The sequence below is a fragment of the Bacteroides sp. HF-162 genome (genome assembly GCF_015679285.1).
Taxonomy (GTDB): Bacteria; Bacteroidota; Bacteroidia; order Bacteroidales; family Bacteroidaceae; genus Bacteroides; species Bacteroides uniformis.
On the sequence record NZ_CP064937.1, the window covers coordinates 2,302,986 to 2,324,322 of the forward strand.

Annotated in this window: 19 protein-coding genes and 2 pseudogenes; 6 read left to right on the forward strand and 15 right to left on the reverse strand. The window is 46.1% G+C overall.

All coding sequences use genetic code 11. The annotated features are described in order from the left end of the window. Positions 1-55: 55 nt before the first annotated feature. The 7 genes and pseudogenes from ITJ87_RS09275 to ITJ87_RS09305 all read right to left on the reverse strand — a co-directional run. Positions 56-1,684, reverse strand: a complete 1,629-nt coding sequence (locus ITJ87_RS09275; RefSeq protein ID WP_181980931.1) for an RluA family pseudouridine synthase — start codon at positions 1,682-1,684, stop codon at positions 56-58. Positions 1,685-1,755: 71 nt separating this feature from the next. Continuing rightward, positions 1,756-2,406 (reverse strand): leucyl/phenylalanyl-tRNA--protein transferase, encoded by a 651-nt coding sequence (gene aat, locus ITJ87_RS09280; protein ID WP_117966826.1) that lies wholly within the window; start codon positions 2,404-2,406, stop codon positions 1,756-1,758. A gap of 4 nt (positions 2,407-2,410) precedes the next feature. After that, entirely contained in the window at positions 2,411-4,651 is a 2,241-nt protein-coding gene (locus tag ITJ87_RS09285; protein WP_117966823.1) for an AAA family ATPase, read from the reverse strand. Between the two features lie 15 nt (positions 4,652-4,666). Then, the gene (locus ITJ87_RS09290; protein ID WP_008663802.1) at positions 4,667-4,978 is read right to left on the reverse strand and encodes an ATP-dependent Clp protease adaptor ClpS; all 312 of its coding nucleotides are present in this window, start codon (positions 4,976-4,978) and stop codon (positions 4,667-4,669) included. 32 nt (positions 4,979-5,010) lie between these two features. Further along, complete coding sequence (locus ITJ87_RS09295) at positions 5,011-5,700, reverse strand: glycine zipper family protein (RefSeq protein WP_117749306.1); 690 nt, start codon at positions 5,698-5,700, stop codon at positions 5,011-5,013. A 42-nt stretch (positions 5,701-5,742) separates the two neighbouring features. Continuing rightward, positions 5,743-6,600, reverse strand: a complete 858-nt coding sequence (locus ITJ87_RS09300; protein ID WP_057252729.1) for an SDR family NAD(P)-dependent oxidoreductase — start codon at positions 6,598-6,600, stop codon at positions 5,743-5,745. Between the two features lie 67 nt (positions 6,601-6,667). Further along, positions 6,668-7,084, reverse strand: a pseudogene (locus tag ITJ87_RS09305) (PDDEXK nuclease domain-containing protein); the annotation flags it as partial. A 146-nt stretch (positions 7,085-7,230) separates the two neighbouring features. Between ITJ87_RS09305 and ITJ87_RS09310 the strand changes: the two are divergent. The 3 genes and pseudogenes from ITJ87_RS09310 (at position 7,231) to ITJ87_RS09320 (ending at position 10,451) form a co-directional block, all read left to right on the forward strand. After that, a complete protein-coding gene (locus ITJ87_RS09310; RefSeq protein WP_008024682.1) occupies positions 7,231-8,484 on the forward strand; it encodes a site-specific integrase in 1,254 nt (417 codons plus the stop codon). Further along, entirely contained in the window at positions 8,477-9,430 is a 954-nt protein-coding gene (locus ITJ87_RS09315; RefSeq protein ID WP_229091420.1) for a tyrosine-type recombinase/integrase, read from the forward strand. The genes ITJ87_RS09310 and ITJ87_RS09315 overlap by 8 nt, the downstream gene beginning before the upstream one ends. Before the next feature lie 5 nt (positions 9,431-9,435). Beyond that, a pseudogene (locus ITJ87_RS09320) lies at positions 9,436-10,451 on the forward strand (tyrosine-type recombinase/integrase). 61 nt (positions 10,452-10,512) lie between these two features. Here ITJ87_RS09320 and ITJ87_RS09325 read toward each other — a convergent pair. The 4 genes from ITJ87_RS09325 to ITJ87_RS09340 form a co-directional block, all read right to left on the reverse strand. After that, positions 10,513-11,241: a PDDEXK nuclease domain-containing protein gene (locus ITJ87_RS09325; protein WP_230391772.1), complete on the reverse strand. Its 729-nt coding sequence runs from the start codon at positions 11,239-11,241 to the stop codon at positions 10,513-10,515. A gap of 526 nt (positions 11,242-11,767) precedes the next feature. Beyond that, on the reverse strand, positions 11,768-12,202 hold the full coding sequence (locus ITJ87_RS09330) for a DUF6078 family protein (protein ID WP_008663796.1): 435 nt from the start codon (positions 12,200-12,202) through the stop codon (positions 11,768-11,770). 160 nt (positions 12,203-12,362) lie between these two features. Next, positions 12,363-12,842: a copper resistance protein NlpE N-terminal domain-containing protein gene (locus ITJ87_RS09335; protein ID WP_117600695.1), complete on the reverse strand. Its 480-nt coding sequence runs from the start codon at positions 12,840-12,842 to the stop codon at positions 12,363-12,365. A gap of 44 nt (positions 12,843-12,886) precedes the next feature. Beyond that, positions 12,887-14,179: a hemolysin family protein gene (locus ITJ87_RS09340; protein WP_117966817.1), complete on the reverse strand. Its 1,293-nt coding sequence runs from the start codon at positions 14,177-14,179 to the stop codon at positions 12,887-12,889. A 94-nt stretch (positions 14,180-14,273) separates the two neighbouring features. Here ITJ87_RS09340 and ITJ87_RS09345 point away from each other — a divergent pair, with 94 nt between their 5' ends. Continuing rightward, a complete protein-coding gene (locus tag ITJ87_RS09345; RefSeq protein ID WP_117600697.1) occupies positions 14,274-15,086 on the forward strand; it encodes an alpha/beta hydrolase family protein in 813 nt (270 codons plus the stop codon). Between the two features lie 8 nt (positions 15,087-15,094). Here ITJ87_RS09345 and ITJ87_RS09350 read toward each other — a convergent pair whose 3' ends face one another. Beyond that, the gene (locus ITJ87_RS09350) at positions 15,095-16,000 is read right to left on the reverse strand and encodes a DUF4595 domain-containing protein (RefSeq protein ID WP_117600759.1); all 906 of its coding nucleotides are present in this window, start codon (positions 15,998-16,000) and stop codon (positions 15,095-15,097) included. A gap of 13 nt (positions 16,001-16,013) precedes the next feature. Then, positions 16,014-17,435 carry a S41 family peptidase gene (locus tag ITJ87_RS09355; protein ID WP_117966814.1) on the reverse strand — a complete coding sequence of 474 codons (1,422 nt, stop codon included), beginning with the start codon at positions 17,433-17,435 and terminating at the stop codon, positions 16,014-16,016. Between the two features lie 184 nt (positions 17,436-17,619). On the opposite strand from ITJ87_RS09355, the gene ITJ87_RS09360 reads away from it, so the two are divergent. Together ITJ87_RS09360 and mnmA are read left to right on the forward strand one after the other, a co-directional pair. Then, positions 17,620-18,906, forward strand: a complete 1,287-nt coding sequence (locus ITJ87_RS09360) for an O-acetylhomoserine aminocarboxypropyltransferase/cysteine synthase family protein (protein ID WP_117966811.1) — start codon at positions 17,620-17,622, stop codon at positions 18,904-18,906. 14 nt (positions 18,907-18,920) lie between these two features. Continuing rightward, the gene (mnmA, locus tag ITJ87_RS09365; RefSeq protein ID WP_117966808.1) at positions 18,921-19,985 is read left to right on the forward strand and encodes a tRNA 2-thiouridine(34) synthase MnmA; all 1,065 of its coding nucleotides are present in this window, start codon (positions 18,921-18,923) and stop codon (positions 19,983-19,985) included. Here mnmA and ITJ87_RS09370 read toward each other — a convergent pair. Together ITJ87_RS09370 and ITJ87_RS09375 are read right to left on the reverse strand one after the other, a co-directional pair. Beyond that, positions 19,976-20,638 carry a response regulator transcription factor gene (locus tag ITJ87_RS09370; protein ID WP_117600701.1) on the reverse strand — a complete coding sequence of 221 codons (663 nt, stop codon included), beginning with the start codon at positions 20,636-20,638 and terminating at the stop codon, positions 19,976-19,978. The genes mnmA and ITJ87_RS09370 overlap by 10 nt on opposite strands. Before the next feature lie 91 nt (positions 20,639-20,729). Next, positions 20,730-21,320 (reverse strand): DUF4251 domain-containing protein, encoded by a 591-nt coding sequence (locus tag ITJ87_RS09375; RefSeq protein ID WP_117966805.1) that lies wholly within the window; start codon positions 21,318-21,320, stop codon positions 20,730-20,732. Positions 21,321-21,337: the final 17 nt, after the last annotated feature.

A 21,337-nucleotide genomic window follows, 5' to 3' on the forward strand; every position in this document is an offset into this window, starting at 1 on the left:
GTTTATAGGATCATCATTTATTGTATTACTTTGCTGATTATAAATCAGCAGACGGTCAGAATTCGGCTTCTTTGGTAATCTTTAGGGTTTCTCCCGTGATAGGATGGGTAAATTCCAAATACTCGGCATGCAGATAAAGCCGTTCTGCTTTCTTCCCGTAAAGTTCATCACCGATGATGGGGCAGTGCAAGCCAAGCGGGTGTGCTGCATGTATACGTAGCTGATGGGTTCTTCCCGTGCGCGGATAGAAAGCGATACGGGTCCGCTTTCCGTCCAGACGTTCCAGAACTTGATAATCGGTGATGGCGGGCTTCCCGTGTTCGGTGTGTACCATTTGCCGTGGGCGGTCAAGTGGATTCAGGCAAAGCGGGAGGTCGACCGTACCTTTGTCCTCTGGGACGATACCTTCGAGCAGTGCGACATAACGTTTCCTGACCAGGCGGTTCTTGAATTGGGCTTGAAGGTTCTGGTGTACGCGCTTGCTCTTGGCAATGAGCATTAAACCGGAAGTGCCCATGTCGAGACGATGTACCGTCAGGGGACCGTCAGCTTCGGGATATTGCCTGCGCATCAGGCTATAGACGGAGACTGCATCTTCCTTGCCGGGAACAGACAGCATTCCTGCCGGTTTGTTGATGACCGAAAGCCATGGGTCCTCATAAACAATCTCCAAATTTTGGGAGGGTACCTGCATTCTTTTCAACATGGGGTTTTCCTCTACTTGTAGACCTTGCAGCATGTGTTGCAGTATAGGTTCGCACTTTCCTTTGCAAGCCGGATAATAGTGGCCGTGATGGCGTATCTCTGTCTTGGGGGAATCACCCCACCAGAACTCGGCCATGGCAATAGGTTTCCATCCGTGCAGATAAGCTTGTTGCAGCAGTTTGGGGGCTGCGCATTCACCCGCACCGGCAGGAGGTGTCTTGTGCACGGTCTGCCCGAATATCTCACAGAGATTCTTGACTTCTCCCCGGTAGTTCAGCATCCCGAACTGTTCGAATAGCTTTTGCTGCAATGCTGCAGAGCGGGTTTTACGTTCAGACTTCAATGCTGAAATCCGTCTTTCCCAGTCTTCTGTCTGCGTTTGTAGTGTGGTAATCCTTGCTTTCCATGAACGTTCCAGACGTTTATATTCCGCCTTTTGGAACTGGCTTTCCCGTATCAGTTCGGCTTCTTCCTGCGCATTGAGTTCTTTTTCTTTTCTGCGCTGTTCTCTGGCTGTTTTGGCTTCTTTCAACTGTGCTTTGGCTGTTGCCAGTATGTCTTCTGCCGACCGGATGGTTCGGGCAAGCTCTGCTGATAAGGCAGCATATGCTTTGTCATTTTCCAGTTGCCGGATGTTGCGGTTGATGGAAGATATGTTTTCTTCTTCTATCTTGAAAAAGCCTTGTGGCTGTAGCAAGTCATATACGGGAGGAACAAAAAAGGAGTGTAGGTTCTTTCCGGCCAATATGCCTGAGAATGCGGCTAAATATCCGGTTTCTCCATGCTCGGTCTGTACAATCAGCACCCCGAACATTTTGCCTTGGCGCAATTCGTCCTTCCATGCAGTTTGCCGGGTAAGATAGCTTTGTACTTCTTTGGTTGCCAATATACATAACGGGTGTGGAGTATAGCAGAAAGGATAGGTGAACCTTTCCGGAAGCGGAATGTCGGTTATGGGAGTAGTAAAACGGTGCAACATGATGTTGCAAAGATACTACTTTTCTCTTATAACGGCCGTTTGTACTGCAAATCTTTCTTTCGTTATTATTTTTAGAAGCGGTAGTCTTGTTCGATGTATGTCATATATTCGTCGTAACTGATGTGCCTGCCTCCCATTGTCTTGAGGTGAGAAGTTTCGAACTGGCAATCTATCATGACGCCTCCATGTTCCCTGAAGAATTGGGCAAGATGGATGAGGGCCAGCTTCGAGGCGCTGGGGACGAGTGAGAACATGCTCTCTCCAAAGAAACAACGTCCTAAGGTCACCCCGTACAGTCCGCCGACCAGTTGTTCTCCTTCCCATACTTCTACGCTGGCAGCGAGACCTTGCTCGTGAAGGTGCGTGTAGGCTTCCATCATCTTCTTTCCGAGCCAGGCTCCTTCCTGTTCCATCCGCAATTCTCCGCAGGTTTGTATGACGTCTTCGAAAGCTTCGTTGAAGGTGATTTCGTACTTTCCTTTGTTGATGAGCGTACGCATGGAGTGGGAGATATGGATTTCGTCCGGAAAGATGACGAAACGGTCCATCGGGCACCACCATTGTATCAGTTCTTCCCGAAATGCGTACCAGGGGAAGATGCCGTTGGAGTACGCCAGGATGAGGCGGTCAATGGATAGGTCACCGCCCACAGCGAGCAACCCGTCGGGGTCGCCGTAGTGAGGGTCGGGGAAAGCAAGTTTATCCGTCAGTTGAAAGACCATATCGTTATTCGGTTGCGGGTTGTAGTTTCAATGCTCCGTTTTCCACTTGCACGCGGACTTTTCCTCCTGCCTTCAATGTACCGAACAGAATTTCGCGCATCAGCAAGGGTTTCAAGTGGGCGGCTATCACGCGGTCCATCTCCCGGGCGCCGTATTCGGGAATAAAACCCCGTTGGAGCAGCCATTCGTGTGCTTCCTGGCTCAATACCATTTCCACCTGGCGGGAAGACAGCTTGCTGCCTAGTTCTCCGAGTTTCTTGTCGAGGATAAGTGATGCCATCGGGCGGTCCATGTCATGGAAGACCACCGTGGCAGAGAGGCGGTTGATGAATTCGGGCTTAAAGGTTTTCTTGACTTGTTTCAGCATGGCTTCTCCGGCGGTGACCTGACTGTTGAAGCCGATGGACGCTTGGCGGGCATATTGTGCTCCGGCATTGGAGGTCATGATGAGGACCACGTGTCGGCAGTCGGCTTTCCGCCCTTTGTTGTCGGTCAGTACGGCATAGTCCATTACTTGCAGCAGGATGTTGAATACGTCGGGATGCGCTTTTTCTATTTCATCGAGCAATAGTACGCAGTTTGGAGTCTTGCGTATGGCGTCGGTCAGCAGGCCGCCGTCCTCGTAACCCACGTAGCCGGCAGGCGAGCCAATCAGTTTGGCTACGGTATGCTTTTCGGTATATTCGCTCATGTCAAAACGTTGCAGGGCAATACCCAGCTCGGCGGCGAGCACTTTGGCAACTTCGGTCTTTCCTACTCCGGTGGGGCCTACAAAGAGCAGGCTTGCCAGCGGTTTGTTTTCGTCCAGCAGTCCGGCTTTGGACATTTGCACAGCTTCCACCACCTGACGGACGGCTTCTTCCTGCCCGTAGATGCGGGAGCTGATGCGTTCGTGCAGGCTTTCCAAGGCGACGGTGTCCTCCTCTTTCATGGCGAGGGCATTGACTTTGCAGGTACGTGCCAGTATGTCGGTTATCAGTGCCTTGTCCACGGTCTGTTCTCCGGAGTCTGCGGGGTGTATTTCCCGGTAAGCTCCTGCTTCGTCCACCAGGTCGATGGCTTTGTCGGGCAGGAAACGGTCGCTGATGTAGCGGGCGCTTGCCTTTACGGCGTAGGGGATGACGTCGGGCTCGTAGGTGACGCCGTGGTAGGTTTCGTATTTCTCTTTCAGGCCTTCTACGATATGTATGGCTTCTTCAATGCTCGGTTCCAGTATGTCTATCTGCTGGAAGCGGCGTACTAGTCCCTTGCTGCGTGCGAAGTAGCGGTTGTACTCGTCGTAGGTGGTAGAACCGATGAAACGTATTGCCCCGGTTTCCAGATAGGGTTTCAGCATGTTGGAGGCATCCATAGAGCCTTCGCCCGTGCGTCCGGCGCCTATCAGGTTGTGTATCTCGTCGATGTAGACGATGGCGTTTCCCTCACGACCGATGCCTTCCATGATACTTTTCAGCCGCTTCTCGAAATCGCCGCGATATTGTGTGCCTGCCAGTAGACTGCCCAAGTCCAGCTCATAGATGCGGAAGCCGGCAAGCCGTTCGGGGACGTTGCCCGCTTCGATACGGGCGGCAAGCCCATAGGCAAGGGCTGTTTTGCCTACACCGGGTTCGCCTACATGCAACGGGTTGTTCTTTTCTTTGCGGCAGAGCACTTGTATGGTTCGCTCCAACTCCATCTCCCTGCCGATAAGCGGGTTGTGGTCTGCCAGATGGTCGTTGAGGCAGGTCACGTAGTTACGCCACGGTTCTGTTTTCTCTTGTTCATCGGGAGATGGCGTACCGCCTGCTTCTTCTGCCAGCTCCGCTTCTTCGTAGTGGGTAATGAGCAGACTGAGGAATTCGGGCAGGTCGCCGCCGACTGCTTCCTTTAGGAAATGGCATGCCCAGGAATCTTCCAGTTGCAGCAAGCCTTGTATCAGATGAGGAACATCCAGCTCTTCGGCGCTGGAATACTCTGTCACCGTATAGGCATGTTGCAGGAGTGAGCTGAGCTGGACGGAAAGTCCCAACTCGTATTCCACATTGTCGGGGACAGTGTCCACTTCTTCCGTCAGATAGTTTTCCAGCGAGATGCTGAGCTCCACATAATTGTAGAAGGTATCTTGCAGGGTGTGGATAAAGGGTTCCTGCTCTATAATGGCGCTCAGCAGATGTTCGGGCATGATGAACTCGTGCCGGTAAGACTCGGCCTTTCTTTGTGCGGAAGCGAACGCTTGGTTTACGAATATCGTATTTTTTATATCCATATTGTTTCTTTCTTCTTATTCTTCTTCCTCCGGGGTGACGGTGAGCCGGAGGGGGAAACCTTCATTGCGTGCCATGCGGGTGGCTTTCTGTACTTTGGAGTGGGCGATGTCGTATGAGTAGATGCCCACTACCGCGGAGTTGCTCTTGTGCACCTGCAGCATCAGTGTTTCCGCTTCTACCGATGATTTGTAAAAGACGGTGGTGAGTACTTTTACCACAAACTCCATGGTGGTGAAGTCATCATTGTAGATGGTGACTTTAAAGCGTCGGGGTTCCCGTAATTCTATGCGTTCTTTTTCTTTGAAAGAAGATTGCTGTTGTTCCATTTCTTTTTAAAAACTACTGTTAAGACATTGTTCTACCGTTGTGTGGGCAACGAAAACTCCTGCCAGTCATATTCGTCTCCGTACTCGTCGGCTATGGCTATGCGTATGGTGACGTTACCCGTCTTTATCCGTTCTCCGGCACTGATGTTGGCGGTGTATTTCACACCGTTGCGCGGAGTTATTTGCTCTATCATGACCGACGGCGATATGTAAATACGCTTCATGCCCGTGGTTTCCGCCACCACCGGCACTACGTTGTAGGCTGTTTTGTTTCCTTCGTTCATGATTTCAAAAATCACTTTACAGTTTTCGCCCGAATTGATGACGTGGTTGCGGCTGTCGTCAATGAAACGTATATTCCGTATCCTCAAGTGGTCGATGGCCGATGCTTGCGGCTGTCTTCCGGATTGCGGGGGATAGGGCTGTGTCCTTTCTATCCGGTAGCTGTACTCCTCCTGCTTTTTGGGGGCTGTGGCTGCATTGGCAATGGCAGCTCCCGCAATGGTTCCTATGATGGTGCCGATGGCAGAACCCCGGTATCCTCCTCGCCAGCCTCCGTTACTGTCACCTATCAGCCCGCCGATGGCACCGCCTACATTACTTCCGATGGCAGCTCCTGCGAGCACTGCGTTAGGGTCGCCTGCAGCCATCTGGCTTGTGCCGCATCCGCTGAGGATGATGGTTGCTGCCAGGATTCCTATAAAAGACTTTTTCATGTTCATATCCTATAATTATTATGTTGGGCAGATTGTTTTATAAAAGGGCTATTCCCAGTAAATCATCTTTTTGGTCATGCCTCCGTCAATGGTTATGTTTTCGCCATTGATGAAGTCGTTTTCGTCTTGACATAGGAATACGCACATACGGGCAATATCTTCCGGTTTACCAACCCGTCCGGAGGGATGTTGCGAATGGTCTTCTGCCCGTAATTGTTCATAATCGTGTGTCTGAATCCAGCCCGGAGAGATGGAGTTGACCGTGATGTGCCACTCTGCAAGCGATAAAGCCAACGCATGCGTCAACGAATAGATGCCTCCTTTGGAAGCTGCATATCCTTCACTGCCCGGTTCACTCATCAGATAGCGCGTAGAACAGAGATTAATGATTCTTCCGTAGGTATTCGTGTTGTTTTGACTTTTGCGGTGTACTGCCAACGCATGTGAAGTAATGAACACCGGACGTAAATTCACAGACAATATTTTATCGAAAGTCTCCACACTCGTTTCTGTGATGGGAGAGAATTCACTGATGCCGGCATTGTTTATAATGATGTCAATATCCCCCCATTCCTTGAAAATATTTTGCAGGCACAGTTCCAATGCTTCTTTGCTGTTTAGGTCGACGGGATAGAATTGTGCTCCGGTGGCTTGGGCGGTTTGCTGCCCTTTCAGTTCATTCTTGTCACAAAAGGCTACTTGGTAATTAAGCTTGCAGAAAGCTTCTACAATGGCTTTGCCAATACCCCCTGCACCTCCGGTAACGAACACTTTCTTTCCACCTTTTTTGAGGGGAAGTGTCGGCTTATGTAGCGTTTGTGCCTTACCGGATTTTTTCGCTTTCTCCCAAGCTGCTTTGCGTGCCCGGTATTGCTCGTACTGATTTTCAAGATAATTATCGGCCATATATGTTTCCGGTTTTATTGTTTAACTGTCTTTTCTCCGAATAAGTTCACTATATTGATACAAGCCTTCATCTCTCTTCCTCCTTTTTTCCTTGAATTCTCTTTACTTGTTCCTCTATTTCCTCAATCGAAGGCAGTTGACTTTTAATATCTTCGGGAATCAGCTTAGACAGCTCATACTCTGATATGCCGATAGGCTGATTTGTTGATTCCAGTGCATATTGCGCCATTACTTGGTTTTTTGTCTTGCAGATAAGCAAGCCGATGGTGGGGGTATCGCCAGGTTTACATTTTAGATGGTTTACGGCACTGATATAAGTACCGAGTTGACCTATAAATTCAGGTTTGAACTTCTGCACTTTTAGCTCGATTACGCAATAACAACGCAGTTCCAAGTGGTAAAAAAGCAAGTCGGGATAGATTGTTTCATCGCCTACTTCCAAAGGCATTTGACGCCCTACGAATGCAAATCCTTTACCCAATTCTTATGCCAACAAATTTATTATGCAAAGTGACTTAAACTAAATCGCAGCTACAAAAGTAATTATAAAAATATAATCATTTATTTCTTTACATAAGAATTTCATTAATTTAAGTGCGGTGATATTGCCACAACTTAAATTAATGACGTATGAATGATCACTCAACAACTTTTGAAGCAGTCACATCCTCTATGCTGAAAATCTTAAAAGAGGATTTTTCTCGTACAGATAGTACATTGGAAGGCTATGCATGGAAATGGAATCAATTAAGGCAGTTCATGGAGAACAATGATTTGCATTCCCTCACCCCTAAAGTCTGCGATGATTTTTTATCTTCTCTTTATGGTTCTAAAGATTTAACTTCATTAAAATCTGGTGACAAGAAATTTTTATCCGCTATCTTACTCCTGAAAAATTACCTCATTACAGGCCAAGTTATTCCAAGAAAAGTTCCGGTAGAATTGAAAGGAGAGATTGGCAGTTTGATGATGCAATATATATTATCTCGAAGTCAAGAACGCTTGTCCGGACACACTATCTACAATCACAAACAAATATTCCATCGTTTCCTTGATTTTCTAACATCTGCAAAAGTAGCCTCCATAGAACAAGTTGAGATTACCCACATCATTAAATATCTTAATACCATTGGTACTAAATATAAATCTGTAGCAAGTATATCCATCCATATTCTACGTAACTTTTTCCGATATCTATATGAACACAAAATTATAGATATGGATTTAGCGGCATTTATTCCAAAAGATAATTATAAGAAACAGCCTAAGCTACCGTCAGCTTACACTTCTGAAGAAATAAAAAAGATAGTGTCTTCTGTGGATAGAAGTACGACTACAGGAAAACGTAATTACTCAATTATTCTATTAGCCACAATGCTTGGTTTGAGGGCTTCTGATATAGCAAATTTAAAGTTTGAAAATATATTGTGGGAGGATAATGCCATACGTTTAATCCAGCATAAAACAAATAAGGAATTAGAACTGCCACTTCTACCGGAAATAGGCAATGCTATTATTGAATATCTACGGTATGGACGTCCAAAGTCCCAGTCATCATATATATTTCTCTTGGCACGTTCTCCCTATACTCACATAAACCAACCGGTCATATCCCAGATAGCCAAGAAATATTTTCTTAAAGCCAACGTAAATATAAAGAACAAGCATCATGGCGCACATGCCCTTCGACATTCCTTAGCGACACTTCTTTTAGAAGAGCAGGTAAAGCTCCCTGTTATAAGCGAAGTTTTAGGGCATGAGAACACGGAATCAACAAGTTATTATCTAAGAATAGATATCCAATCACTGAAAAAATGCTCCCTTGATGTATCACCTGTATGTGAAAACTTTTATACCCAGAAAGGAGGCTATTTTTATGAATAGAAATTTTAAAGGCATTTACGCCTCATTGATAAGAGAGTTTGTGAGCTTGAAGCGCAGTATGGGATTTAAGTATATTGGGGGAGAGTTTGTCCTGACTTTATTTGATAGATTTACTATTGAAAGAAATGAGACTGCAATAGGTATTACCAAGGAGTTGTCAGATGCATGGTGCAAGGAACGTGACAATGAATCCAATAGTTACCATTATCGTAGGTGCTATATTTTAGGTGCTTTCTCTTCGTTTCTTAACAAAAAAGGAATCCGCTCATATATACCAAGAACCCCGTCATTGAGAAATACCTTTATCCCTCATATCTTTTCATCAAAAGAGATAGAACGAATTTTTACGACATGTGATAATATGCAAAGTGGAAATAATGATATGAGATCCTCTTTTTTTATAATGCCTTCACTGCTTCGCATGTTATACGGAACAGGAATACGCATAGGTGAAGCCTTGTCTCTGCTCAATGAAGATATTAATCTTGAGGAAGAATACTTCATTTTACGAGATACAAAAAACGGCAAAGACAGGATTGTCCCATTTTCCACTTCTTTAGCAGAGGTTCTTAAAGATTATGTTGTACATAGAAACAGATTACCCGTAAAGATATCAGATACTACTCCCTTTTTTATCACACTTAAAGGAAGGGCTTGTGACAGGGATAGCATATATCGTCGATTTTGCAAAATACTCATTCAAGCAAACATTCCCAAAGACCGCATACGTCTGCATGACTTGAGACATACATTTGCCGTTCACTCTCTTGCTAAAATGGCTGAAGAAGGTATGGATTTATATTGTTCTTTGCCGATCCTATCAACTTACCTTGGACATCAATCTTTGCGGGCGACGAATAACTATGTTCGGCTTACGTCAGAGATGTATCCCGAATTAATTAGAAAAATAGATATCATTGGTTTTGATATTTTCCCTAAAATGTGACATTTATGAAACCTACAAATTTTTCAAAATATCTAACAGACTTCCTTCTCCGGTATTTGCCCCATGAAAGAGGAGCAAGTACTAATACGATCCATTCATACAGGGACACATTTACCTTATATCTGGTATACATGGAAAGTAAAGGTGTAAAAGCTGAAAAACTGACAATGGAAAGTATAACAAAAGAGAATATCTTGTCCTTCCTTGATTGGTTGGAAACAAAAAGAAGTTGCTGTACATCAACACGTAATCTTCGCCTTGCTGCCATACAATCATTTTTTAAGTACCTCCAATATCAGAGTTCAGACCATCTATACGAATATCAAGAAATAATGGCTATAAATATAAAAAGAGTGTCAAGCCTATTATGAACTATCTAACGGTAGAAGAGATGAAGATTCTTCTGCAACAACCAGATACGACCAAACCTAAAGGTCGTAGGGATCTGGCGTTATTGTCACTTATGTATGATACAGCGTGTAGAGTGTCAGAAGTAATAAGCCTAACTCCGCAATGTGTTCGATTAGATGAACCATATACTGTAATAATCACGGGAAAAGGGAATAAAAATAGAGTTGTACCAATGCTTGAAGAACAGTTGGATATACTGAAAATATATATGAAAGAGAATGGATTGTTGAGATCAGAATGTCTACAACATCCGCTATTTACAAACTGTTGGGGCGAAAAGCTGACAAGAGCAGGGGTGGCGAATATACTGGATAGATACATCAAAAAGGCAAAGCTACTTCATCCCACGTTAATGAAGGGGAAAATAAGCTGTCATAGTCTTAGGCATAGTAAGGCAATGCATCTGTTACAAGCTGGGGTTAACTTAGTTTATATTAGAGATATTTTGGGGCACGTGAATGTGCAAACTACAGAAATTTATGCAAGAGCGGACTCAAAAGTGAAACGGGAGGCTATAGAAAAAGCTTATATTAAAGTTGTTCAGGAGGTGGATACTAAACCTATGTGGCAAGGAAATGAAAAGTTAATGGATTTTTTAAAGTCTTTCTGATGAAAATATTATGCAAAGTGATGGAGATAAATCTTTTTATAATTACTTTTGTAGCTGTGATTTAGTTTAAGTCACTTTGCATAATAAATTTGTTGGCATAAGAACTTTTATGCAAACCTTTACATAACATTTCAAGCAGAAAACGAGTGATATTTTGTGTCAAAACCTTTTCTAACTCTAATTCTTGAAAATCTTTGGTAATGGTCAGGAAATCGAAGTTATAGGGGTCTTTGAGTGTCTGTAGAGCTAGGTCACTTTGCGGTTTTGGTAGCAGACGACTGAAATTGTTTACCGCTTTGCCTTGCCGCTCATAGAGATTGGTATCAAGAAAGTTGAGCAAAACGGCACGACTCCAGCCGTTTTCTACAGTTTCATTCAGATAGAATAGAGCCTTATCCACTTCCTTGCATTGGGAGATGATATAGAGATGATGCCCCCAAGGGATGGAGAAAAATTTCTCTTCACCTAATTTGGAAACAACTTGTTGCCAAATTGTATATGGCTCATTATAAAATAGATACCACTGCTTTATACTGCGTATGTTTCTATATGAGAACCCTTTCATATCAGGAAATTCTGCCATCAGCTCACGACTCAACTCTTCGAGAAATCCGCTTCCCCAAGTCATTTCTTTCTGCCGTTCTATAATTTCTGCCCCCAGTTGCCAGTAAAGGTGAAGCAGTTCGCTGTTCACGCGTACAGCCGCTTTAATCTGTGCACTACGAATGTCTTGTTTTAGGTGGTTTACCCAATCCTTGAACGGTTGATTTATAGATAGTGCTGTTTTCATATTTTTATTTTCTTCATCGTCATATTCGATGTTTCTATTTCACAAAGTTAAGAAAAAGAATTTATTTCAACTGTAATCCTTTCCGTCTTTTCTACCTCTCCACTTTTACCACACAATATACCATCTCCCCCTCTCTTTCCTTTACCTCATCCCGTGTTGCTGCAATATCCTTCCGAACACGTTCACCCGTTTTGCAGAGAATAGGTATCGCACTATGTCGCTGTATTTCCTCCTATATTTTCGCAGGCGATAATTATTCCCCTTGTAGGGCTTCAAAAGGGAATCCGCCTGTTTCCCTAAGGAGAACGGTTTGTTTCAATATGGAGAACAGTTTGTTTCATTAGTAGGAAACAGTTTGTTCCGTTAAAGAAAACAGTTTGTTTTATTGAGTGCGAACAGTTTGTTTCATAGTATGTGAACACTTTGTTTCTTACTGTTGTAACAAAGTGTTCACCGTTGTGAACTAAAGTGTTATCTATATTTTCAGTGATAAAATGACATGAAAAGGGGGCTGAAGATTACCTTTCTACCATTTGTATTCCTCGCTGTAAGAGTCGAAAGCCGGTTCTCCCGGAATGTTGTATTGGTGGAAAGTTCTGCGGATATAGTTCTGGTCTTCGGGGGAAAGGTAAGATTCTTCCCGGTAGAAGCGGTAGTATTTTCCGCGGCCGAAATGGGCTATCAACTGGCTTTTCAGAGGTTGGAGATTCTTGTAGGGAACTTCATCGAGCAAGTGGCTGATTCCCCATGCAACATGTATCTTTTGTGTCGATTGGAAATAGGCGCATTGGCTGCTATCCTCTGGAATACACAGTGGATTGATGATGCGGATGGACGGGTACTCGGGGGTATCGCGAAGGGCGGCTAAGCGATGCAGGCAGTTGTCGGCTTTCGGGCATTGGTTGTTGAAACAGCGTGAGTAGTTGGCAGGTGCTAAAGGTTTCTCGGAAGAATGTTTCATGTTTATATATACTTTGATGAAGCGACAAAGATAGCACTAACTTTTTGATATAGCCTTCTGTTCTCTTGTTTGAAATGCCCCCTCATTGAAAAAACAGCAGCCGGAACCACTGAATTCAGTAATTCCGGCTGTACCGTTCTTTCTTATAAGTATGGATGGACTATTTCACCTGGATGATGTCATAATTCAAGTCACTCACAGCTTCCTGCAGGCTGTCGTTGACAAGGCGCAAGGTAGTGTCGTTCACTACTACGAAGTACACCGGAGTGTCGCCGTCGTCTGGAGTCAGTTTAATGGCTGTTTTCTTCTTGTTATTGACGTCTTTCTGGATAACTTCTTTCTTTCCTTTGGAAGTAAAGCTTTTGTTCTTTCCGGGGCCTTCGGCATCCAAATAAGTTGTTACCAACGTATAACCGCTTTCTCCATCAGGACCTACGCTGTCCACGCTCAATACATACTGGATGCCCGGACCGTCGGCAGCAGGAAGAATTCCCTCGTATACGGCTACGGCAGACGAGTCATTGCCGGCAACAGCCATTACCCCTTCGTCCACGGCAACAGCATCATTGTTCTGGGTTCCTTTTGATTGGCAGGATACCAATGCAGCGGCAAAGGCTGCAATCATCATTACTTTTTTCATTGCTTTAATGGTTTAAATTAATTATAAAGACGCAATAGCGTTCGTTATTCATCTTCTTCTTTCTTGATGACAAGCAGTTTGTCCACTCGTCCGCGGTCCATATCCACTACTTCGAAGTCCAGGTTTTTGTAGCTGAACAAGTCTCCGGCTTTCGGCACCCGTCCTATCAAGAACATGGCAAGACCGCTCAAGGTGGTGAAGTCTTCTTCTTTTAGGTCATCATAGTTCATAATGTCCATTGCCTCCATAAAGTCATCCAGATTCATGGAAGCCTCCACCAGCATGGAACCGTCTTGACGGACAACGATTTCCTCTTCTTCCGTTTCATTCTCTTCGAGGATGTCTCCGAAGATACTTTCCGTCAAATCGTGCAGGGTGATAATCCCTTCTGTATTTCCATACTCGTCTACAACAACTCCGAACTTGTTTTTGTTCTTCTTAAACAGCTCTAAAACTTTCTTTGCATACAAACTTTCCGGAATAAATAGGGCAGGGCGGGCAATATTGCGTAAGTTGAAGGGTTGTTCGCCGCCCATCATCAAGATGATGTCCTTTACGGAAACCACGCCGATAATCTCATCTTTCCCCCGTTCCACCAGAAGATATTTGCTGAAGTGTTCTTCATGGATGATACGCAGCACCTCTTCCGGTGTGTCTGTGGGGTGGAGCACAACGATGTCGCGGCGATAGGTCATCAGGTCATTCGCTCTTTTGTCCGAGAAGCGGAACACGTCACGCAACATTTCTGTCTCGTCTTTGTCGATGACGCCTTGTTCCGAGCTTTGGTGGAGGATCATCTTCAGTTCGTCTTGTGTCATTTGGCGTTCCTCGCCGCTGTTCAGTCCGATGAGTTTGTTCATCAGTTTGGTGGAAGCGCTCAGCAGGCATACAAACGGATAGGAGATCTTGGTCAGCACAATCATGAAAGGGCTGAGCATGGTGGCCCATCGTTCTGGGTTATTCAAGGCGATGGATTTGGGTACCAGTTCACCTATGATGAGTGACAGATAGGTGATGATGGCTACTACGGTAATCATGGCAAGAGTCTTGGCATAGGCGGCTGCTCCCGGAATGATGGCGAACAGCGGTTCTACGTCATCAGCGATGGTGGCACCGCCATAGGCACCGGATACGATACCGATAAGAGTAATACCGATTTGGATGGTGGAGAGGAACTTTTCGGGTTCTTCCAGTTGTTTCAATACTCCTTTGGCTCTTTTGTTCCCTTTTCCGACAAGAGTTTCAAGGCGTGCTTTACTTGAGGAGACTAAGGCGATTTCATACATGGCAAAAATACCGTTCAGGATAAGTAAAAGTAGAATGATAATAAATTCCATAGTGGATTTTGAATAGTTTGTGAGGCAAAGATAATGATTTTTCAGTATTTATTGTTAATATTGCCATCCGTTAGAAAAAATAAACAATAAATAGATGAAAAAAAGAATTACTGCCTTGGGGCTTTTGTGGTGTCTGTCTGCCGTGATGTTGCAGGCGGCACGTGTAGACACGGTGCTGGTGAGAAGTGTAGCCATGAATAAGGATGTAAAAGTTGTGTATGTATTGCCTGATAAGGCTATCGGCAAGCAGGCTTGTCCGGTGGTTTATCTGTTGCACGGTTATGGCGGCAATGCGCGGAGCTGGATGCAGCTGAAGCCGGAATTGCCGCAGATGGCGGATGAGAAAGGAATCATATTTGTATGTCCGGACGGCAAGAACAGTTGGTATTGGGACAGTCCGGAGAATCCTGCCTACCGTTATGAGACTTTTGTCACCTCGGAATTGGTGAAGTATACAGATGGGAACTATGCTACCATTCCCGATAGAAAGGCGCGTGCCATCAGTGGATTGAGTATGGGCGGTCACGGTGCTTTGTGGAGTGCTATCCGCCATAAGGATGTGTTCGGTGCGGCGGGCAGTATGAGTGGAGGAGTGGATATACGGCCGTTCCCCCAGAATTGGGAAATGAGCAAGCAGTTGGGAGAGTTTGCTGCCAACAAGGCATCTTGGGATGCACATACGGTGGTCAACCAGTTGGATAAGATTGTAAATGGAGACTTGGCGCTAATCATCGACTGCGGTGAGGCCGATTTCTTTCTTGAAGTGAACAAGGACCTGCACAACCGGCTGCTGGCAAGGAAGATAGACCATGACTTTATCACCCGTCCCGGTGGACATACCGGAACGTATTGGAACAACTCCATAGACTATCACGTCCTTTTCTTCGACAAGTTCTTTAAGAAGTAAGTAACTTGTTATTCGATGGTATAGTTCACGGCGCGTGTGTAGTCCTGCTCGTAGCCGTTCCTTATATGCCTGACGACTGCATGGCAGGAAGTGACGATACCCCGGTTATCCAACGTATAAGTATAGGTGGTGGTCTCTTCACTTTCTCCGTTGCTGTCCGGGATGAGTTGGGTAATCAGGTAGTTTGCAGGTTCTCCCAATATCTTCCCGTATATGGCAACCGCATGCATGGAAAGCGGATACATGTCCGTAATGAATAGGCTTGGTATTTCGGAGATATTTGCAATTTCATCGCCTGAGGGTGTGGTAGCCGTACTGTTGTGCTCAAAAGCATCTACCTTTTGCTGTATGCGTAATGCCCGGAAGTTGTTGTAGTCTATTGTAATGGATGAGTATTCTTTTCCGTTGTCCAGCCTTTCTGTGATGTTTTCCAGATAGTATTTGTCTTCGGTGTTGATGAGGTAGGAGAAGGTGTAAGTACGGGTATTTCCTGCCATATCCTGACTGGTACAAGTGGTGGCATAACCTTTGTCATTCAGCGTGTAGGTTGATACTGTACCTGCTTCGTCGGTTATCACGGCTTGATGGTCCTTGTATTCGACGGTAGTGGTATTCTCTATCTCGAAGAGTTCGTCTCCTGCCGTAAAGCTCTGTTTGCCGGTGTAGCCGGTCAGCCTGCCTGCACTGTTGTAAAGGTAGGTGTGGGTGGCAGTAACCGGTTGCGCATCGCTCTCTATCACTTCTTTGAGTTCGATTTTGGAGAAAGGAGTGGTGGGGTAGGTTGACGGCTCCGGTTCTGGCGTATCACTGCCATTGTTATCATCGCTGCAAGCTGCCAGTCCGCCGAGCAACAGCAGGCTGAGCATGATTCCCGAAAATCGGGTGATGATTGTAACTCTTCTGTTTAGTTTCATCCTATTTGTCTTTTTATTTGATACGTACGGCATGGCTTGCCCGACGTTCAATGGAGTTTGCGAGAGTGGTCACTCTTAAAGAACGGGTATCTTCTTGTGCGGGCGGTTGTATGCTTCCGTCGATGGCGCCGAGTGCAGTGCTCAATAAGGCTTCGTTGGTATCTCCAAAGGGCAGGAAACGTGACATGTCGCTCATCTCATTCACTACATATCCCGAGTAGGCCGGTTGGAATCCGGATTCATAATCAGATTTCCCTTCCGAATTGTATATCTTGCAGACGATGGGATTCATCGTTATCATCAGTTCGGGGCTGGAGAAATTCCTGGAACCTACATTCTTGCCTACGGTAGTACCGCCGATGATGACAACATCCATATACGGGTCGAGGCAGTTAATCACCATTTCGGAGGCGGAGGCAGTCTGGCTGCTGGTAAGTACGTAGAGAGTATTCAGGTTTAGGTTTGCTCCGTTTCCGATGAGTCCGGAGTTCAGGGTGAACGGTACTATCTGCGGATTGAAGCGGTTGTTGAATTCCAGGTACCCCAACTCTTGTCCCAAGGCGGAGGAAGGTGCAAGCATGGTACACAGCAATTCTGCGCAACTCAGTAATCCGCCGTTGTTGTAGCGTAAGTCAAGGATGAATTCGTTGACTTGCTGTGATGCGAAATATTGGAATGCGCTGCGCAGGTCGTTGTCATATTCATTGCTGTTGTCCGTGGGGCCGGAACTGAAGTGGTTGTAGACCAGATAACCTATTTTCTTGCTGCCTGATGTATATACATTCTTATAGTGCACCGGGTTGTCGTTGACGGGACGCGCCGATGCTATCTGCCTGGGTTTGTCGTAAGCAACAATGGCATTTTTCTCCACGTCGTAATAACCTACTGTCAGCTCCATGGCACTACTTCCATACAGTTTCTTATAATTCTGTTCGGTAATAAAGTTCCCGTCCATCTTCATAATCCAGTCACCCCGTTTCAGCCCGATTTCTGAGGCCGGGCTTCCGTCGGCAACGTAAAGAATCTGTGCAACAATGGCATTATCTTCTCCTTCTACTTCTATCTGATTGGTAGTGAACTGGAATCCGTAGCTGTAATCCGTATAGGGGATGCTGCGGGTAGTGGTGAAGCTGACCAGACTGTCGATGGTGGAGAATTTGTCCTCTTCGGATTTGAGCGAGGCAAAGAAAGTGAAAGGGGCTTGGAAATAGTTCAGGTCGTTGGTATGGGGGATAGCGTCTACCCAATAGTACCACACACGCATGGTGTCGTCAATCCAGCGGTCTGTCTGGGTCTGTCCGGCATACTCTTTCCAGCGGTCCACTCCGCAGGAAGTCAGATAAATGGGAAGAATCAGGGTTCCCAATATGAGTATCAGTATATTTTTTGCTTTCATGGGGGCAAAGATAGTGCAAATTGAGTGCAGAACTTTCATGCTTGCATGAAAAAGTTTTGCCGAAATGCAGCTTATCTTATCTAAAGATAGAAAATAGCTTGCTTATCTACCACAATTGTGGTATAAAATTCCCTAACCTGTGTCATTGTCTGCCCCGGCTTATCGCTCTATCTTTGCAACATCCGAATGAAAAACGATTTATTTACCTAAAATACGAACGACAATGGAAACAAAGAAATTGCACTTTGAGACTCTACAACTTCACGTTGGACAAGAACAACCTGACCCGGCCACTGATGCCCGCGCCGTACCTATCTATCAGACAACTTCGTATGTATTCCATAATTCGGCCCATGCGGCAGCCCGCTTTGGCCTGCAGGACCCGGGGAATATTTACGGGCGGTTGACGAATTCCACACAGGATGTGTTTGAGAAACGTGTGGCTGCTCTGGAAGGCGGTGTTGCCGGATTGGCCGTAGCCTCGGGTGCGGCAGCCATCACTTATGCCTTTGAAAATATCACCCGTGTAGGAGACCATATCGTGGCGGCTAAGACCATCTACGGCGGAACGTATAATCTGCTGGCCCACACATTGCCTGCCTATGGGGTTACCACTACTTTTGTAGACCCGGACCATCCTGACAATTTCGAGAAAGCGATTCAGGAGAATACCAAGGCGGTATTCATTGAAACGCTGGGCAATCCGAATTGCAACATCATTGACATCGATGCCGTTGCTGAAATAGCACACCGTCATCGGATTCCTCTGATTATAGATAATACCTTCGGTACTCCTTACCTGATTCGTCCTATAGAGCATGGGGCAGACATTGTAGTCCATTCGGCAACGAAGTTTATCGGAGGGCATGGTACGTCCTTGGGGGGGATTATTGTAGATAGCGGCAAGTTCGACTGGGTGGCTTCGGGGAAGTTTCCTCAACTGACGGAACCGGACCCGAGTTATCATGGAGTACGTTTTGTCGACGCTGCCGGTCCTGCTGCCTATGCCATCCGTATCCGTGCCGTATTGTTGCGTGATACCGGTGCTGCAATCAGTCCTTTCAATGCTTTTATTCTGTTGCAAGGGCTTGAGACGTTGTCACTTCGTGTGGAACGTCATGTGGAGAATGCTTTGAAAGTGGTTGAATTTCTGCAGAAGCATCCCAAAGTGGCTGCCGTGAATCACCCGTCTCTGCCCGAGCATCCTGACCATGCACTTTACGGGAAATATTTCCCGAACGGAGGTGGTTCTATCTTTACGTTTGAGGTGCGGGGCGGTGTGAAGGAAGCGCAGACGTTTATTGACAGTTTGCAGATATTTTCGTTACTTGCCAATGTGGCTGATGTGAAATCTCTGGTTATTCATCCTGCCACCACTACCCACTCCCAATTAAGTGCACGGGAATTGGAGGAACAAGGCATCAAACCAGGTACGGTCCGTCTCTCCATCGGGACAGAACATATCGATGATTTGCTGGAGGACTTGTCTCAGGCGTTTGACAGAATTTAAAAGGATAACATTAAATGAATATTGCCGTATTACTGTCGGGAGGTGTGGATAGTTCCGTTGTCGTGCATCTCCTTTGTGAACAAGGTTATCGTCCTTCTCTTTTTTACATCAAGATAGGGAGGGATGATGCCGATTATATGGACTGCTCTGCGGAAGAGGATATGGAGATGGCTTCTGCCATTGCCCGTCGCTATGGATTGTCATTGGAAGTAGTGGACCTGCACCGGGAGTATTGGGACCGGGTGGTGGCTTATGCCATTGATAAAATAAAACGTGGCTTGACTCCCAATCCGGATGTGATGTGCAACAAGCTGATAAAGTTCGGATGCTTCGAGCAACGTGTGGGAAAGGGGTTTGATTTTACGGCAACTGGGCACTATGCCACTACGGTGTTGAAGGATGGAAGGACATGGCTCGGTACCGCCGCCGATTCCGTGAAAGACCAGACCGACTTTCTGGCACAAATAGATTATCTGCAAGTTTCCAAACTGATGTTTCCATTGGGCGGGCTGATGAAGCATGAGGTTCGTGACATAGCCCTGCGTGCCGGATTGCCCAGTGCCAAACGTCGTGACAGTCAGGGTATATGCTTTTTGGGGAAGATTGATTATAATGATTTTGTACGTCGTTTTCTTGGCGAAAGGGAAGGGGATATTGTGGAGTTGGAAACGGGCAGGAAGTTGGGCAGGCATCGGGGCTATTGGTTTCATACCATTGGCCAGCGCAAAGGATTGGGATTGAGTGGAGGACCGTGGTTTGTTGTTCGCAAGGATATTGAAGGGAATGTGATTTATGTATCACGAGGATACCATACGGCGTTGCAATACGGCAATGAATTCCATATGCACGATTTCCATTTCATCACGGATAACCCCTGGAAGGAAGCAGAGAGAGAGGCGGAGGTGACTTTCAAGATACGCCATACGCCGGAGTTCGTCAAAGGCAGGCTGCAAAAGAAGGCGGAGGGCTACTGCATAATATCGGAAGAGAAGCTGCAAGGCATTGCTCCGGGCCAGTTCGGAGTGGTGTATGATGCCGCTGCCCGGTTGTGTATCGGGAGTGGGGAGATTTATATATAATATTCCACCAAGTCCACGATGCCTGCCTTCATGGCATATTTGGTAGCCTCGTGCGCATTGTTTACACCCAGTTTCCGGAAGATATTCTTTCTGTGGCTGTTTACCGTATGGAAGCTGAGGTTTCTTTCGGCGGCTATTTCTTTGGTTGTTTTCCCCAGGGCTATCTCTTTCAGGATGCTCCGTTCGGCAGTAGTCAGTAAATCGTCTTTGATGGCAGGATGGGTGGGGGAGGAGGAACCGTTGCCCGCAAGTAGCAGGTTGCTGACGTGATTACAGATGAATCGTTCTTTGCGTGAAGCGCATTGTAGTGCGGTCAGTATCTCTTCTTTGGAATTATCCTTCAGCACTACGCCGAATGCCATGCTGCTGAACAATACCTGGCGCAGGAACGGTAGGCTCAATTCGTCGGAAAAGAGTAACCAATCGGCTTCCTTGAAGCGTTCGTGAAGTACCATTAGCTCTTCGGCTCCCGAAAAATCAAAAAGGGTATAGTCCAGAATGACAACGGCGGTGGGATGCAGGCGTAGTTGCTGTATCAGTTCTGCCTTGTTGTCGGCTTCCAGCAGCAGGGAGGTGTCTTTCTGTCTGCCCAATAGGAACATCATGCCTGCTTTGGTGATATCTTGATTGTCTGCAATGATAAATTCTCTCATGACATTTGGTATATAAAAAACTCCGCTACAAATGTACACTTTTTAGTGTGATTTGTGGCGGAGTGGGAATATATATATTTATATAAGGGTTTTACCAGGAACGTCCCTTGAATATGTTGGATTGTTCCAGCGGAACCAGGTTCCCGCTCAAAGTCATGGTGTTGGAGTTGAAGTTCGGGCTGATGGTTACAGTTGCGTTGTTCCCGCCATTGGTCAGCGTAAGGAATATCTGGGCGGAAATGCCGATACCCTGGATGCTGAAGTTGCAATTCACGTTGCCCCGTTTGTCGGTAGTCATCTGGATGTCTGATACAGTTCCGTCCACTGTTACACCGCCAATGCCATTAGGACCCGGGTATGCGGTGTTGAAGGCTACCTGCACGGTGCCGCGTCCTTGGTTTACCAATACGAAGTTGGTGTTGGAGTTTACAAATGCGGTCTGTCCGTTGCGGAACATCACCTGGTCTGCCTCCATTACGAACTGGTGAGCTTTCAAGGCCGCCATTGCGTCATCATATGAAATGGCATCCTGTGCTTGTTCTTCAGCTTTCAGGCGTGCACGTTCTGCGTCTCTCTGGGCTTTACGGTCTGCGCGCTTTTCAGCTCTACTCTCTTGTGCATACATGGTCGTTGCTGCCATGCTTACCAATACTACTGCTGCTAATGCAATAAACTTTTTCATAATCGAATTTTTTTTGT